Here is a 14,449-nt window from a genome sequence, read left to right on the forward strand (position 1 = left end):
ATTCGCGAAAAAAATCCTCACTTATTTCAGCATTTCCGGTATAGTGCGCGCCGGCCTTTCATAGGGCCCTCGTCACGGTATGGGTTCGCGAAGCCATCTTCTCGAACCGGTTCGGTCACGAACCACCCATGACGATCCATTCATCAATACGTTTTCGCAAATCCCCGCCGACAAAGCAGCCAGGGTGACTCTAGGGTCTTACACGGCACGCGCAGCTTTGAAGCATGGGTCTTTGCGGATGCACTCAGAGGCAGACCCATGACCCAGGAAACCGGCGGCTTCGCCGCTCTTAACCTTCACCCGACAATTGTTGCAGCTGTAGTAGCCACCGGCTACGAAGAGCCTTCGGCCATCCAGCAGCAATCGATTCCAATCATCCTCGCCGGTCACGACATGATCGGCCAGGCGCAGACAGGTACCGGTAAAACCGCCGCCTTCGCTCTGCCCATCCTGAGCCTGATCGACCCGGCGAAACGCGAGCCGCAAGCGCTGATCCTCGCGCCGACTCGTGAGCTGGCCCTGCAAGTGGCCACCGCGTTCGAAACCTACGCCAAGCAAATGCCGGGCGTGACCGTTGTGGCTGTCTACGGCGGCGCGCCGATGGGCCCACAGCTGAAAGCCATTCGCAACGGCGCTCAGATTGTCGTCGCCACCCCGGGTCGTCTGTGTGACCACCTGCGTCGTGACGAGAAAGTCCTGGCCACCGTGAACCACCTGGTTCTCGACGAAGCCGACGAAATGCTCAAGCTGGGCTTCATGGATGACCTCGAAGTCATCTTCAAGGCCATGCCTGAAACCCGTCAGACCGTGCTGTTCTCGGCGACCCTGCCGCAGTCGATCCGCGCGATCGCCGAGCGTCACCTGAAAGACCCGAAGCACGTCAAGATCCAGAGCAAGACCCAGACCGTTACCGCGATCGAGCAGGCTCACCTGCTGGTTCACGCTGACCAGAAGACCTCTGCCGTACTGAGCCTGCTGGAAGTCGAAGATTTCGACGCCCTGATCATGTTCGTGCGCACCAAACAGGCCACTCTGGATTTGGCCAGCGCCCTTGAAGCCAAAGGCTACAAGGCTGCTGCGCTGAACGGCGACATCGCCCAGAACCAGCGTGAACGCGTCATCGACTCCCTCAAGGATGGCCGTCTGGACATCGTTGTTGCGACTGACGTTGCTGCCCGTGGTCTGGACGTTCCGCGCATCACTCACGTGTTCAACGTTGATATGCCGTACGACCCGGAAGCTTACGTTCACCGTATCGGCCGTACTGGCCGTGCCGGTCGCGAAGGTCGCGCCCTGTTGCTGGTAACGCCGCGCGAGCGTCGCATGCTGCAAGTGATCGAGCGCATGACCGGTCAGAAAATCGCCGAAGTCCGCCTGCCGGACTCCCAGGCCGTTCTCGATGCCCGCATCAAGAAACTGACCAACAGCCTGTCGCCGCTGGTCGCTGATGCCGAAGCAAGCCATGGCGAATTGCTGGACCGCCTGACTGCCGACATCGGTTGCACCCCGCGTGCTCTGGCCGCTGCTCTGCTGCGCAAGGCCACCAACGGTCAGGCGCTGACCCTGGGCGCGATCGAGAAAGAACGTCCACTGGTGCCGAACAACGCGCCACGTGGTGATCGTCCGGAGCGTCCAGCTGGCGACCGCCCTGATCGTGGAGACCGCGAACGTCGTGCCCCGGTGCCGTTGGCCGAAGGCCGTGCTCGCTGCCGTACCGCGCTGGGTGCCCGTGACGGCATCGCTGCGAAAAACCTGTTGGGCGCCATCCTCAACGAAGGTGGCCTGGCTCGTGAAGCAATCGGTCGCATCCAGGTGCGTGACAGCTTCAGCCTCGTCGAACTGCCGGAAGACGGTCTCGAGCGCCTGCTGGCCAAGCTGAAAGACACCCGCGTTGCCGGCAAGCAGTTGAAGCTGCGTCGCTATCGTGAGGACTGATCCGCTCTTGAGCTGATCGTCTGAATAAAAATCCCCGACTGGTTCGGGGATTTTTTTTGCGTGGGATTTGGGGGCTAGTACTGCGTTTGGATGACTATTTGAAGGGGACTGATTTATTTACGACTATTTGTATATTTGAAGGGGACTGATTTATTTACAACGCTTCACCGTAAATTAATCTGTCCCCGTTTTGTCTCTGGCGCCGATCCCATAGACGGAGGGGGGAGGCACCAGACCGAGTGGGTTTTGGTTGGGTAGGACCGGCTTCAGCCGGGAAGGCGTCGGTTGCCACACAACTGACCGGGGACAGATTAATTTACGATGAAGCGCTGTAAATAAATCAGTCCCCTATAAGTGCCCTATAAGTGCGGTCCCCTATAAGTGCGCTTCCCGGCTGAAGCCGCTCCACGGGGACAAAACCAACCCCCTCAACCAAACCGATAGATGTCCATCCCCAACGCACCCATGGTGAAACCCTGGTGCTCGATGCTGAATTCCCCGCCCGCCGCCCGCGCGAAATACAGCGGCAGCAGGTGTTCATCGGTCGCAGTATTTGAAGGGGACTGATTTATTTACAACGCTTCACCGTAAATTAATCTGTCCCCGTTTTGTCTCTGGCGCCGATCCCATAGACGGAGGGGGGAGGCACCAGGCCGAGTGGGTTTTGGCTGGGTAGGACCGGCTTCAGCCGGGAAGGCGTCGGTTGCCACACAACTGACCGGGGACAGATTAATTTACGATGAAGCGCTGTAAATAAATCAGTCCCCTATAAGTGCGCTATAAGTGCGCTTCCCGGCTGAAGCCGCTCCACGGGGACAAAACCAGCCCCCTCAACCAAACCGATAGATGTCCATCCCCAACGCACCCATGGTGAAGCCCTGATGCTCAATGCTGAATTGTCCGCCCGCCGCCCGCGCGAAATACAGCGGCAGCAGGTGTTCATCGGTCGGGTGGTTGCGCGCGGCGTTGGGTGCCTGATTTCGATAGTCGTGCAGCGCTTCCAGGTCGTCCGCCGCGAGCTTTTCCACCATCCAGTCGCGGAATGCGAGGGCCCAGGGCGTGATGCTCTCAGGTCCCGCCTGCCAGTCCAGCTCGCGCAAATTATGGGTGATGCTGCCAGAGCCGATCAGCAGAACGTTTTCCTCACGCAGCCGATTCAGCGCCTGCCCGACGCGTGTCTGCAGGGCAGGGCCCATCCGCGTGGGCAGTGAAACCTGCACGATGGGAATGTCCGCCCGCGGGTACATCAACGACAATGGCACCCAAACCCCATGGTCGAACGGTCGCTCGGTGTTCATGCGCGCCGGCAGGTCAGTCTCTGTCAGCAGCTCCAGCACGCGCTGCGTCAGCTCCGGCATGCCGGACGCCGGGTACTGCACGGCGAAGAGCGCAGGGGGGAAGCCACCGAAGTCATGCCAGGTCTCCGGCTGCGGATTGCCGTTGACCAGCAGCTCGTTGCTTTCCCAGTGCGCCGAGACCATCACGATGGCCTTGGGGCGCGGCAGGGAGGCGGCCAGACGCGCGAGCGCCGGCCCGCTCTCGCCCGGTTCGAGGGCAAGCATGGGCGAGCCGTGGGAAATGAACAGGCTAGGCAGCATTTGCAGTGTCCTGAGCGTATAAGGTGAGTGGCATCATCGGGCAGTGCATCCATCTAAATCTAATATAAGTTTTCGTCCGTTTTGATCGGGATATCAGGAGTGTCTATGGAGCCGCGTTTTTGGCATGAGCGCTGGGCGATCAATCAGATCGGTTTCAATCAGGCGTCTGTGAATCCGCACCTGTTGCGCCTGTGGCCAGAGCTCACCGCCATGCCAGGGGAGCGCGTGCTGGTACCGTTGTGCGGCAAAAGCATCGACATGGTCTGGCTGCTCAACCAGGGGTTTCACGTGGTGGGCGCGGAATTGTCTGAGATAGCGGTGGCCGGCTTCTTCAGCGAGAACGGCTGGCAGCCCACGATTGAAGAGCGTGGCGCGCTCAAGGTCTATCGTGCGGAGGGCTGCGAGATCTGGTGCGGCGACTTCTTTGCCCTCACGCCGGAAGACGTTGGCGACTGCACCGCATTCTACGACCGAGCCGCCCTGATCGCGCTGCCGCCGGACCTGCGCTGGCGTTACGTCAAACAGCTCAATCATCTGTTGTCGAACGATGCCTGCGGCTTGCTGGTGACGCTGGATTACGATCAGTCGTTGATTGCCGGCCCGCCGTTCTCCGTGGATGAGGACGAGGTGCTGCAGTTGCTCTCCCCGGACTGGCGGGTCAAACGCGTCGCGGATCTGGACGTGCTGGAGGAGGGTGTGAAGTTCAAGCAGGCGGGGGCGACGTCCCTCATGGAATATGCGTATCGGCTGTATCGCCGATAGCGCAGCGCAAAGAAATCAGCACAAAAGAAAAGGGCGACTTCACGTCGCCCTTTCTGGATGCAGCCTCTACACAATCAACCGCGGCGACGAAGCGCCTCGATGCGCTCTTCCAGCGGCGGGTGGCTCATGAACAGCCCGGCCAGGCCGTGCTTCAAACCACCGTTGACACCGAACGCCGTCATGCTTTCGGGCATTTGCACCGGAACGCCCTGTTCCGAACGCAGACGCTGCAGAGCGCTGATCATCGCGCCCGTACCGGCCAGGCGGGCACCGGCGTCGTCGGCGCGGTATTCACGCTTGCGCGAGAACCACATGACGATGGCGCTGGCGAGGAAGCCCAGCACGATTTCAGCGAAGATGGTCGCGATGTAGAACGCGATGCCACGGCCTTCTTCGTTCTTGAAGATCACCTTGTCGACGAAGTTGCCGATGATTCGGGCGAAGAACATGACGAAGGTGTTGACCACGCCCTGGACCAGCGCCAGCGTCACCATGTCGCCGTTGGCAACGTGACCGATCTCGTGAGCCAGCACTGCTTTCACTTCATCGGGCGAAAAACGCTCCAGCAGGCCCTGGCTGACCGCGACCAGCGCGTCGTTCTTGTTCCAGCCGGTGGCAAAGGCATTGGCCTCGTAGGCAGGGAAAATACCCACTTCCGGCATCTTGATGCCTGCATCGCGGGACAGTTGTTCCACGGTCTGCAGCAGCCATTGCTCATGACGGGTGCGGGGTTGGGTGATGATCTCGGTGCCTGTGCTCATCTTCGCCATCCACTTGGAGATGAACAGCGAGAACAGCGAACCGGCGAAACCGAACACAGCGCAGAAGATCAGCAGCTGATTGAGGTTCAGATCAACCCCGTTGGCCGCCATGAACCCGTTGAAGCCAAAAAGGCTCAGGGTGATGCTGGCAATCAGCACGACCGCAAGGTTAGTGGCCAAAAACAGCAAAATGCGCATCATGGTTAAGAGTTTCTCCTCGGGAAGAATATGTAACGTACTGCGGGGGTATATAAGGTGATGTCGGGGTGTATTCAACCGGGCGATCATTTCAAACTGTGTCGTTTGCTGTCGCGCTGGCGAAAAGCCTCATCGGCAAGAGGGTGAGGGCGGTGCGACTGGCCTCCGGAACAACAGCAGCCGGCTTGGGGGCGAACCCGGTGAGTCAGACAACATCGTCGTCAATCATCACCAGCGTTCATCCAAAAGCCGGCGCTTGCAGCACGCTGCGTTACTGCTTGTAGGTCTTCAAAAAGTTGCCGATCCGGCCAATGGCCTGCTCCAGATCATCCACACGCGGCAGCGTCACCACGCGGAAATGGTCCGGCCACGGCCAATTGAACGCCGTGCCCTGAACGATCAGCAGCTTTTCCGACAGCAGCAGGTCCAGCGCAAACTTCTCGTCGTTGTGGATCGGGCAGACTTTCGGGTCGATGCGCGGGAAGGCATACAGCGCGCCCATCGGCTTCACGCAGCTCACGCCCGGAATATCATTGAGCAATTCCCAGGTCCGGTTGCGCTGCTCCAGCAGACGGCCCGGCGGCAGGATCAGGTCGTTGATGCTCTGATAACCACCCAGCGCGGTCTGGATCGCGTGCTGGCTCGGCACGTTGGCGCACAGACGCATGTTTGCCAGGATGTCGATGCCTTCGATATAGCTGACCGCGTTGTGCTTGGGCCCGGAAATCGCGATCCAGCCCGAACGGAAGCCCGCCACGCGATAGGATTTCGACAGCCCGTTGAAGGTCAGGCACAGCAGGTCCGGTGCCAGCGAGGCGGTGCAGATGTGCACGGCGTCGTCGTAGAGAATCTTGTCGTAGATTTCGTCGGAGAAGACCACCAGATTGTGCTGACGCGCAATCTCCAGCATCCCCAGCAACACTTCGCGGGAATAAACGGCGCCGGTCGGGTTGTTCGGGTTGATGATCACCATCGCTTTGGTGTTCGGCGTGATCTTGGCCTTCATGTCCTCCAGATCAGGCCACCAGTTGGCCTGCTCGTCGCACAGATAATGCACCGGGTTGCCGCCGGACAGCGCAACGGCGGCGGTCCACAGCGGGTAGTCCGGCGCAGGAACCAGCACTTCGTCGCCGTTGTTGAGCAGGGCCTGCATCGACATCACGATCAGTTCCGAGACGCCGTTCCCCAGATAGATGTCTTCGATGCCGACACCTTCGACCTGCTTCTGCTGGTAGTACTGCATCACCGCCTTGCGCGCGCTGAACAGGCCCTTGGAGTCGCTGTAGCCCTGGGCCATGGGCAGGTTGCGGATGACGTCCTGCAGAATTTCGTCCGGCGCCTCGAAGCCAAACGGCGCCGGGTTGCCAATGTTCAGCTTGAGGATGCGATGGCCTTCCTCTTCCAGGCGCTTGGCGTGCTTGAGCACCGGCCCGCGAATGTCGTAGCAGACGTTGGCGAGCTTGTTCGATTTGCTGAACTGCATGGTGATTGGTCCCGAAAAGAGACGGCCCGCTGTAAGAAGAAGCGCGGACCGCTGAGCATGACGCCATCAAAATGGGTTTGTACGCGAGAAACGCGGGTGACAGACTGGCGTCCAACGAAGGCGCAATCATACGTGCCACCCGATCCGTGGAAAAGACACAGATCGGGCTTTTTCATTTACGGAGGTCAACCCGTGGCTAAGCTGGATAAAACCCTTGAAGAATGGAAAGCGATGCTCGATCCCGAGCAGTACAACGTCTGCCGGCTGAAGGGCACGGAGCGTCCATTCAGCGGCAAATACAACGAGACCAAGACCGACGGCGTTTACCACTGCATCTGCTGCAACGAGCCTCTGTTCGACTCCAAGACCAAGTTCGATTCGGGCTGCGGCTGGCCGAGCTTCTACGCCCCGCTGGAAGGCAGCGCAGTGGTCGAAGTGCGCGACGTCAGTCACGGCATGATTCGCACCGAAGTGGTCTGCAGCAAGTGCGACGCTCACCTCGGCCACGTGTTTCCGGATGGTCCGCCGCCCACCGGTCTGCGCTACTGCATCAACTCCGTATGCCTGGACCTGGTGCCACGCAGCGCCTGATGCAGGCCTATCACCGGTAACAATGGGATAGCGCGCCAGGCAATGGCGCGCTAGCGTTGCGGTTTACTCAATCGAGGCATCGCCATGAGCGACGAATTGCTGAACATTCCGGTGCAAACGATCAAGGGCGAACAAAAGACCCTGGCTGACTTCGGCGGCACGGCGCTACTGGTGGTGAATACCGCCAGCAAGTGCGGTTTCACGCCGCAATACAAGGGCCTTGAGCAATTGTGGCAGGGCTACAAGGATCGCGGACTGGTGGTGCTGGGCTTTCCGTGCAACCAGTTCGGCAAGCAGGAGCCGGGCAACGAAGGCTCGATTTCCGACTTTTGCGAACTGAACTACGGGGTGAGTTTTCCGCTGTTCAAGAAGATCGACGTCAACGGCAGCCATGCCCATCCGCTGTTCGTGCAGCTCAAGAAGCGTGCACCGGGCTTGCTCGGTTCGGAAGGCATCAAGTGGAATTTCACCAAGTTCCTGGTGGGCCGCGACGGCAAGCCGGTCAAACGTTACGCCCCACTGACCAAGCCGGAAGACATCAAGGCTGACATCGAAGCGCTGTTGAAGGAGCAAGCGGCCGGCTGATCGGCGCAGCGTTTAATGCGGCTGTTCTACCGGGATCCACTGATCCAGCAACGCCATCAATTCCTCGCGACGAAAAGGCTTGGCGAGGTAGTCGCTCATGCCCGCGGCCTTGCAGTGTTCACGCTCTTCCGGCATCGCGTTGGCCGTCAGCGCGATGATCGGCAGACGCGACCAGCGCTCGTTCTCCCGGATTCGTCGCGTCGCGTCATAGCCGTTCATCACCGGCATATTGCAGTCCATCAGCACCAGATCGAAGTGATCCTGCTCAAGCTGCTGCAGGGCTTCGGCGCCATTGCTGCTGACGACCACATCGCAGCCCAGCTTGCCGAGCATGCCTTTCGCCACCAGCTGATTCACCGGGTTGTCCTCCACCAGCAGGATACGCGCCCGATGGGTGGGTGAAGGGTCGCCCTGTTCCTGGCGGATACCTGCCTGACCGTCGGCGTCCAGAATGCGCGCCAGGCTTTGATGCAACACAGTGCGCGAGAGTGGCCGCGCCTGCTGTTGCAGCGGCGCCAGTGCCGCCACCTGCTCGCCGGGCATGAAGTTGCCGTACGCCGTCACCAGCAAGACCGGCACCGTGCACGCTTCTCGGATGGCCACCAGGCATTCCGGGCAATCGCTGATCAGCAAGTCCGCACCGGCACCGGCATCGGGCGCCGCGCCGTCCGCCAGCGGCTGACAGGTCACGCCCCATTCCGGCAGCAGCCGGCTGAGCATTTCCAGCAACCCGCTGTTCGCGTCACTGGCCACCAGCACTTTGCCCTTGAGCATTGGCCATTTCAGCGCCGGCGTGTGCGCCGGCAGCGGCAGGTCCACACGGAAGCGGCTGCCGACGCCCACGGCGGATTCGATACTCAATTGCCCGTTCATGGCATCGGTCAGGTTATGGGTCAGGGTCAGGCCCAAGCCGGTGCCGCCGTACTGCCGGGTGATCGCGGCTTCGGCCTGAGTAAATGGCTGAAAGATCTTCGCCTGGGCGTCCTGGGCGATGCCGATGCCGGTGTCGCACACCTCGATGCGCACGCGGTCGCCATACTGACCCAGCCGCACATCCACACGCCCGGCGCGGGTGAACTTGAGCGCGTTGGAGAGCAGATTGCTGACGATCTGCCGCACCCGCGTCGGGTCACCCAGCACGGACGCCGGAAAGCGCGGGTCGATCAGGCAGGTCAGCTCGACGTTCGGCGCCGCGTTTTGCGACAGCAGGCTGGCGGTGTCTTCGATCAAGGCGGCCAGGTCGAACGGAATGCGCTCGAGCTCCACCTGACCGGCGTCGAATTTCGACAGGTCGAGAATGTCATTCAGCAGTTCGACAAGCACCTTCCCCGAGTCGTGGGCAATGGACAGCTGCTGGCGCTGTTCTGCGCTGAGCGGGCCATCGAGGGACAACGCCAGCATGCCCAGCAAGCCGTTGAGCGGCGTGCGGATTTCATGGCTCATGTGGGCGAGAAACGCCGAGCGCGCGTGGGCCATGTCCAGCGCCGTGCTGCGCGCAATCTGCAGTTCTTCGTTTGACTGGCTGAGCCGGGCATTGCTGGATTCAAGCTGCTGGGTGCGCGCGGAGACGATGTCTTCCAGCTCGTTGAGGTGATCGGTCAGCCGGTTTTCGGCCTCCCGCCGCTGCGCAAATTCACTGGCAACGCTCTCGAACTGCCGATTGGTGACCGCCACCAACACGCCGATTTCGTCATCTTCGTGGCCGGGTGGGCAGGGCACCGGAGGTTGAACGGGGCTGCGCGGATCACGTTCCGACAGCGCACGGATCATGCCCGTCAGCGGTTTGGTCAGCGTGAAATAGAACAGCGCCAGCAGCAGGCCGGCCAGCACCAGGCTGCGCACGAAGCCGTTGACCAGAGTGATGCCGGCGCGCTGCAGAAAATGGTTGCCGAAAGCGAACGTATCGACGTCCAGGTGCAAGGTGCCGATGGACTCATCGGGGATATGGTCCAGGTGCAGCACGTCTTCGAACTGCCGACTCCCGCCGAACAGAAAATCACTGACCATGCGGTAGGCGCTTTTCGCCAGCGGCCGTGATACCGCAGCGAGCTGAACGTTGTTGTTATCCGTCAGCCGCGCGCCGATCACGGCCGGGGAGTGCAGCAGGCCGAGGGTCAGTTCCTGGGCAAGTTCTGCATCCAGGTTGTAGGCAATGCGCGAGGCGGGGTTATGACTGATTTGCAGCAGGGAGCGAATTTCACGATCGATGGACGCGTCTTCGCTGGCATAATCGAGCGCAATTTGAGACAGACTGAGCAGCGTGCCCAATACAAAGCCGATCAGCACAGTCAATCGGGCCTGTTTAAATGACAGCCGGTGGGTGATCGCTATATCCATAAAAGGCACTGTCACTTCTTGTGTCCGTCGCGTGGCAAGCATAGCTGATCGCGGCCACGCGTTAACCCGTTAAATCAAGGAGAAACCGTGGATTCTCGATTGAACGCATTTCTGGAGCGCGCCGAGTCGGTACTGGCGCGTCTCGAACCTCTCTTGCCTGCCGTTCGGCAGCCCGTGGACTGGGAAACGACCCTGGCCGCGCGCTGGGTCCACGAAGGTCGCGGCGGTTACCTGATGCCACTGGACGTCACGCTGGACATGCGCCTGTCCGACCTCATCGGCGTTGACCGCCAGCGTGAGCAACTGGGCCGCAATACGCAGCAGTTCATCGACGGCCTGCCCGCCAACCACGCGCTGCTCTGGGGTTCACGTGGGACGGGCAAGTCGTCGCTGGTCCGGGCGTTGCTGGCCGAGCACGCGAAGGCCGGTCTGCGCCTGATCGAGATCGAACGCGATCACTTGGGCGATCTGCCGCGCGTGGTCGAGCAACTGCAGAAGTCACCCCAGCGTTTCGTATTGTTCTGCGACGACCTGTCATTCGAATCCGGCGAAGGCGACTACCGGGTGCTCAAGAGCGTGCTCGATGGCTCGCTGGAACAGGCGCCTGACAATGTCCTGCTGTACGCCACCTCCAACCGCCGGCATTTAGTGCCTGAGAAGGAGAGCGATAACGCTCACTGGCAGCGCGGTGACGACGGCGAGATTCACCCGAGTGAAGCCGTCGAAGACAAGATCGCGCTGTCCGACCGCTTCGGCCTTTGGCTGTCGTTCTATCCGTTCACTCAGGAGCATTTTCTGGATGTGGTGGAGCACTGGATCGGCGAGCTGGCGATCAGGGCCGGCCTGCAATGGCAGCGCGATGAAGCGCTCGAGATTCACGCCGTGCGCTGGGCAACCGGCCGTGGCAACCGCAACGGCCGTTGCGCGTATCAGTTCGCCCGTTACTGGGTTGGTTTGAAAATGCTGGAGCAAGACGCATGATCGATTTGAATTCCGCAGGGGAGGGCCTTGATGGCTACCGCCTGCTCGCTGCACAACTGGAATCCCTGCTGGCGGATGAGCGCGACTTCATCGCCAACGCCGCGCAGTTCTCGGCCTTCCTTTATACCCAGCTCGACGACCTGAACTGGGCAGGCTTCTACCTCAACCGCAACGAAGAGCTGGTGCTGGGTCCGTTTCAGGGCCAGATCGCCTGTGTGCGCATTCCGTTCGGCAGGGGCGTGTGCGGTACGGCGGCACAAAGCCGCGAAACCCAGCGCGTGGTCGATGTCCATGAGTTTCCCGGCCACATCGCCTGCGACAGCGCTTCCAATAGCGAATTGGTCGTGCCACTGGTGAAGGATGGACAGCTGATCGGGGTTCTGGATCTGGACAGCCCGAGCGTCGGGCGCTTTAACGAGGAAGATCAGGCGGGGATTGAACGGCTGGCGGCGATTTTCCTGAATTCGACCGATTGCTGATGTGAAGCCCCGACGCACCGCTTGGCGCGGTGCGTCGGTGTCGAGCCATCAGTCGTAGATGGCTTTCTTTTTCCACTCTGCCTCGGCGTCCACGACGCGCAACCCTTCGGTCAGCTCGTTGTTGTCGTCTTCGGTCGGTGCAATGGTGTCCAGCACCATGGAGTTCGCCTTGGCCAATTGCCGCTCCATGGCCTGCAAGTGGCTTTTCCACGGCGCGGGTTCAGGCTGGTTTTTCAGGTACTGAACGCCACGCTCGAAGGCCAGACGCGCCTGACCGGGCTGTTCCTGACTCATCGCGTGCTGGCCCAAGTTGTTGAAAAACTCGATGTGCAGCAGCACCAGCAAGTTGCGGATCTCGCGAATCCATTGCTTGGCTTCGGACGTTTGCAGGAAACCGTCGTGGGCCGCTCGCGTCACCTGGCCGTGCATGGCTTCCAGCAGAAAGCGCACGTCCTTGGCCTTGGCTTCGGTTTGAATCGGGCTGGGCGGGTTGCTGACGGTGATCGCGTCGCCCTGCGCTACCAGGGCTTCCAGTTCAGACTGGCGCTCCTGAAGATTCGGGTTGTTCCTTTTTTCCAGAGCGAGCAGGCGCTTGACCACGTTCAGCTCCAGCCGAACCAGCAGCAGCTTCAACTGTGGCGTCATCAACTGACCGGGGAAGGTTTCGGACAGCTCGCTGCAGCGGCGTAGCCGGTCGTTGAGCTCGACCATGCTGCGCGCGCGCTCGACCTTTTTGCCTTCTGCGACATGATTCAGATAGCCCACCGCAATGAGGAGCACGATGCCTGCTACAACCAAGAAGGTGATAAAGAGTGGTGTCACCGCACAAGCCTCAATCAAGTAATTTGCGCGAGTGTAGTGGCTATCCACTATCGCGGGAAGGTGGTCCTGTCACTCCGCCTGATATTGCCCATGGCGGCTGACACGTGTGTATCGGCCGTCCTTTGCCTAAATAGAGGGCGAAGTCATTGATTTGAATATATTTTCACTGAGGGGTTGACGACCCCTATATCCATCCATAGAATGCGCGCCACTTGCAGCGTAAAGCACACAGCAGAGCGTAGCAGGGAGTGAATGTTGTAGCGTGTCCCCTTCGTCTAGTGGCCTAGGACACCGCCCTTTCACGGCGGTAACAGGGGTTCGAGTCCCCTAGGGGACGCCATTGCGGGAATAGCTCAGTTGGTAGAGCACGACCTTGCCAAGGTCGGGGTCGCGAGTTCGAGTCTCGTTTCCCGCTCCATTTTTAAGCAGCTTTGCTTTCGGGCGAAGTTGAGTGAAACCAGGAAGCGTCTTCGGATGTGTTTCTGGAACTGGAACACAACACCATGGTGTTTCCAGGCTGTGTCCCCTTCGTCTAGTGGCCTAGGACACCGCCCTTTCACGGCGGTAACAGGGGTTCGAGTCCCCTAGGGGACGCCATTTGCGGGAATAGCTCAGTTGGTAGAGCACGACCTTGCCAAGGTCGGGGTCGCGAGTTCGAGTCTCGTTTCCCGCTCCAAATTCTCAAAAGCGCCGCTCAACAGAGCGGCGTTTTTGTGTGTGCGGGATTTACAACGCACACGCGCCTCAAATCGATTTTGTTCTGCACATTCCACAGGCTTCCAAATTAGCCCGCTCCCTTAGCGCGCAGCTTGGGGATTGTTCTGACTGGCAGCTTGCTCGGCTGATGGCTCGGCGGCCAGGCGGATGGCATTGAAATCCGGGTCGAAGCCATGGGACACGTCGACGTGTTTGTTGAGGATGCCTTCGCGCTGGTAGATGTCCGCCGTATTCTGCAAGCGCTTGATGACGCCGTCATCGATGCTCACGCGTTCCATTTTCGTGTCCTGGTTGACGGCCAGATGCACGGCCAACGGCAGGCCGGTGACCTTGGTCTGGGCGGCGGCGTATTCGGCCGGATGGGCGTTGGCCCAGCGGTAGGCGCGGTCGAGGCGCACCACGAAATCGTCCAGTTGCACGCGCTTGTCGGCGATGGCCTTGCTGGTCGCGGCGAGGTAGGAATGATTGGTCAGCAGGTCCGGGCCGTTGGGCAGGATGCGCGCGCCGTTCTGCGTGGCGACGGTGGTGTAGGGCGCCCACGTGGCCCAGGCGTCAGCGTCGCCGTTGTCGAGGATCAGCCGGGACTCGCTGGGTAACAGGTAAACGAAGTTCACGTCGCTGGTCTTCAAGCCGGCTTCGTTCAGCGCGCGGATTGCGAGGTAATGACCAATGGAGCCGCGACCGGTGACGATGCGTTTGCCTTTGAGGTCCGCAACCGAGTGGACCGGCGAGTCGTTGCGCACAATCAGCGCAGTCGTGTAGCGCCCACTGACGTGGGTGATGCTGATGACCTTCAACGCCGCACCGGCGCCCAGCGCAAAGACATACGGCGCGTCGCCCAGCGCGCCGACGTCGACGGCCCCCGCGTTCAGGGCTTCACCTAATGGCGACGCCGAGGGGAATTCGGAAAACTTGATCTCGTAGGGTACGTCCTTCAGCTCGCCGGACACCTCCAGCAGCACCTTCAGCGCGGACTTCTGGTTGGCGACGAGCAGCGGCTGGAGTGGCTCGGCGGCCTGTGTGGTCTGGCTGAATGATAATGCGAGCAGTGCGCCGAGTATCACGTGTCGGGCGCGGAGCAGGGGAGTGAAAGGGGCGGACATGGTGCGTCTCTCCAGGCATGAAAAAGGGTTCTCGGCCTCCGCCTGGAGAAGGGGTCGGCAAGGGGATTGACCATATGCCGATAAGAAATGGAATAGA

Annotated in this window: 12 protein-coding genes, 4 tRNA genes and 1 pseudogene; 10 read left to right on the forward strand and 7 right to left on the reverse strand. The window is 60.5% G+C overall.

All coding sequences use genetic code 11. The features are described 5' to 3' along the window. Nucleotides 1–258 precede the first annotated feature (258 nt). Nucleotides 259–1,935, forward strand: a complete 1,677-nt coding sequence (locus tag SLW74_RS09250) for a DEAD/DEAH box helicase (RefSeq protein WP_065993064.1) — start codon at nucleotides 259–261, stop codon at nucleotides 1,933–1,935. 428 nt (nucleotides 1,936–2,363) lie between these two features. Here the strand turns inward: SLW74_RS09250 and SLW74_RS09255 are convergent. Further along, nucleotides 2,364–2,480: pseudogene (locus SLW74_RS09255) on the reverse strand (dioxygenase); the annotation flags it as partial. A gap of 285 nt (nucleotides 2,481–2,765) precedes the next feature. Then, a complete protein-coding gene (locus SLW74_RS09260) occupies nucleotides 2,766–3,533 on the reverse strand; it encodes a DODA-type extradiol aromatic ring-opening family dioxygenase (protein WP_410928683.1) in 768 nt (255 codons plus the stop codon). A 105-nt stretch (nucleotides 3,534–3,638) separates the two neighbouring features. Between SLW74_RS09260 and SLW74_RS09265 the strand changes: the two genes are divergently transcribed. After that, complete coding sequence (locus tag SLW74_RS09265) at nucleotides 3,639–4,295, forward strand: thiopurine S-methyltransferase (RefSeq protein ID WP_065993068.1); 657 nt, start codon at nucleotides 3,639–3,641, stop codon at nucleotides 4,293–4,295. A 74-nt stretch (nucleotides 4,296–4,369) separates the two neighbouring features. Here the strand turns inward: SLW74_RS09265 and htpX are convergent, their stop codons facing one another. Next, complete coding sequence (gene htpX / locus SLW74_RS09270; RefSeq protein ID WP_410928684.1) at nucleotides 4,370–5,257, reverse strand: protease HtpX; 888 nt, start codon at nucleotides 5,255–5,257, stop codon at nucleotides 4,370–4,372. Nucleotides 5,258–5,525: 268 nt separating this feature from the next. Further along, on the reverse strand, nucleotides 5,526–6,737 hold the full coding sequence (locus tag SLW74_RS09275) for a pyridoxal phosphate-dependent aminotransferase (protein WP_065993069.1): 1,212 nt from the start codon (nucleotides 6,735–6,737) through the stop codon (nucleotides 5,526–5,528). 192 nt (nucleotides 6,738–6,929) lie between these two features. Between SLW74_RS09275 and msrB the strand changes: the two genes are divergently transcribed. Next, nucleotides 6,930–7,328 carry a peptide-methionine (R)-S-oxide reductase MsrB gene (msrB, locus tag SLW74_RS09280; RefSeq protein WP_410928685.1) on the forward strand — a complete coding sequence of 133 codons (399 nt, stop codon included), beginning with the start codon at nucleotides 6,930–6,932 and terminating at the stop codon, nucleotides 7,326–7,328. A gap of 84 nt (nucleotides 7,329–7,412) precedes the next feature. Continuing rightward, complete coding sequence (locus SLW74_RS09285; protein ID WP_410928686.1) at nucleotides 7,413–7,913, forward strand: glutathione peroxidase; 501 nt, start codon at nucleotides 7,413–7,415, stop codon at nucleotides 7,911–7,913. 12 nt (nucleotides 7,914–7,925) lie between these two features. Here SLW74_RS09285 and SLW74_RS09290 read toward each other — a convergent pair whose 3' ends face one another. Further along, nucleotides 7,926–10,250, reverse strand: a complete 2,325-nt coding sequence (locus tag SLW74_RS09290) for a response regulator (RefSeq protein WP_410928687.1) — start codon at nucleotides 10,248–10,250, stop codon at nucleotides 7,926–7,928. A gap of 87 nt (nucleotides 10,251–10,337) precedes the next feature. Between SLW74_RS09290 and SLW74_RS09295 the strand changes: the two genes are divergently transcribed. Together SLW74_RS09295 and SLW74_RS09300 are read left to right on the forward strand one after the other, a co-directional pair. Continuing rightward, the gene (locus SLW74_RS09295) at nucleotides 10,338–11,231 is read left to right on the forward strand and encodes an ATP-binding protein (protein WP_065993074.1); all 894 of its coding nucleotides are present in this window, start codon (nucleotides 10,338–10,340) and stop codon (nucleotides 11,229–11,231) included. Further along, nucleotides 11,228–11,710, forward strand: coding sequence for a GAF domain-containing protein (locus tag SLW74_RS09300; RefSeq protein ID WP_065993077.1), 483 nt, complete (start codon nucleotides 11,228–11,230; stop codon nucleotides 11,708–11,710). The genes SLW74_RS09295 and SLW74_RS09300 overlap by 4 nt, the downstream gene beginning before the upstream one ends. A gap of 48 nt (nucleotides 11,711–11,758) precedes the next feature. Here SLW74_RS09300 and SLW74_RS09305 read toward each other — a convergent pair whose 3' ends face one another. Further along, on the reverse strand, nucleotides 11,759–12,532 hold the full coding sequence (locus tag SLW74_RS09305; RefSeq protein WP_065993078.1) for a hypothetical protein: 774 nt from the start codon (nucleotides 12,530–12,532) through the stop codon (nucleotides 11,759–11,761). 264 nt (nucleotides 12,533–12,796) lie between these two features. Between SLW74_RS09305 and SLW74_RS09310 the strand changes: the two genes are divergently transcribed. From SLW74_RS09310 to SLW74_RS09325, 4 genes are all read left to right on the forward strand, one after another. Beyond that, a tRNA-Glu gene (locus SLW74_RS09310) sits at nucleotides 12,797–12,872 on the forward strand. Nucleotides 12,873–12,874: 2 nt separating this feature from the next. Continuing rightward, nucleotides 12,875–12,950 (forward strand) — tRNA-Gly (locus tag SLW74_RS09315). A gap of 103 nt (nucleotides 12,951–13,053) precedes the next feature. After that, nucleotides 13,054–13,129 (forward strand) — tRNA-Glu (locus SLW74_RS09320). Nucleotides 13,130–13,132: 3 nt separating this feature from the next. Further along, nucleotides 13,133–13,208, forward strand: a tRNA-Gly gene (locus tag SLW74_RS09325). A 121-nt stretch (nucleotides 13,209–13,329) separates the two neighbouring features. Here SLW74_RS09325 and SLW74_RS09330 read toward each other — a convergent pair. Beyond that, the gene (locus SLW74_RS09330) at nucleotides 13,330–14,352 is read right to left on the reverse strand and encodes an ABC transporter substrate-binding protein (RefSeq protein ID WP_410928688.1); all 1,023 of its coding nucleotides are present in this window, start codon (nucleotides 14,350–14,352) and stop codon (nucleotides 13,330–13,332) included. Nucleotides 14,353–14,449 lie beyond the last annotated feature (97 nt).

The organism is Pseudomonas sp. W5-36, assembly GCF_046540455.1.
Classification (GTDB): domain Bacteria; phylum Pseudomonadota; class Gammaproteobacteria; order Pseudomonadales; family Pseudomonadaceae; genus Aquipseudomonas; species Aquipseudomonas graminis_B.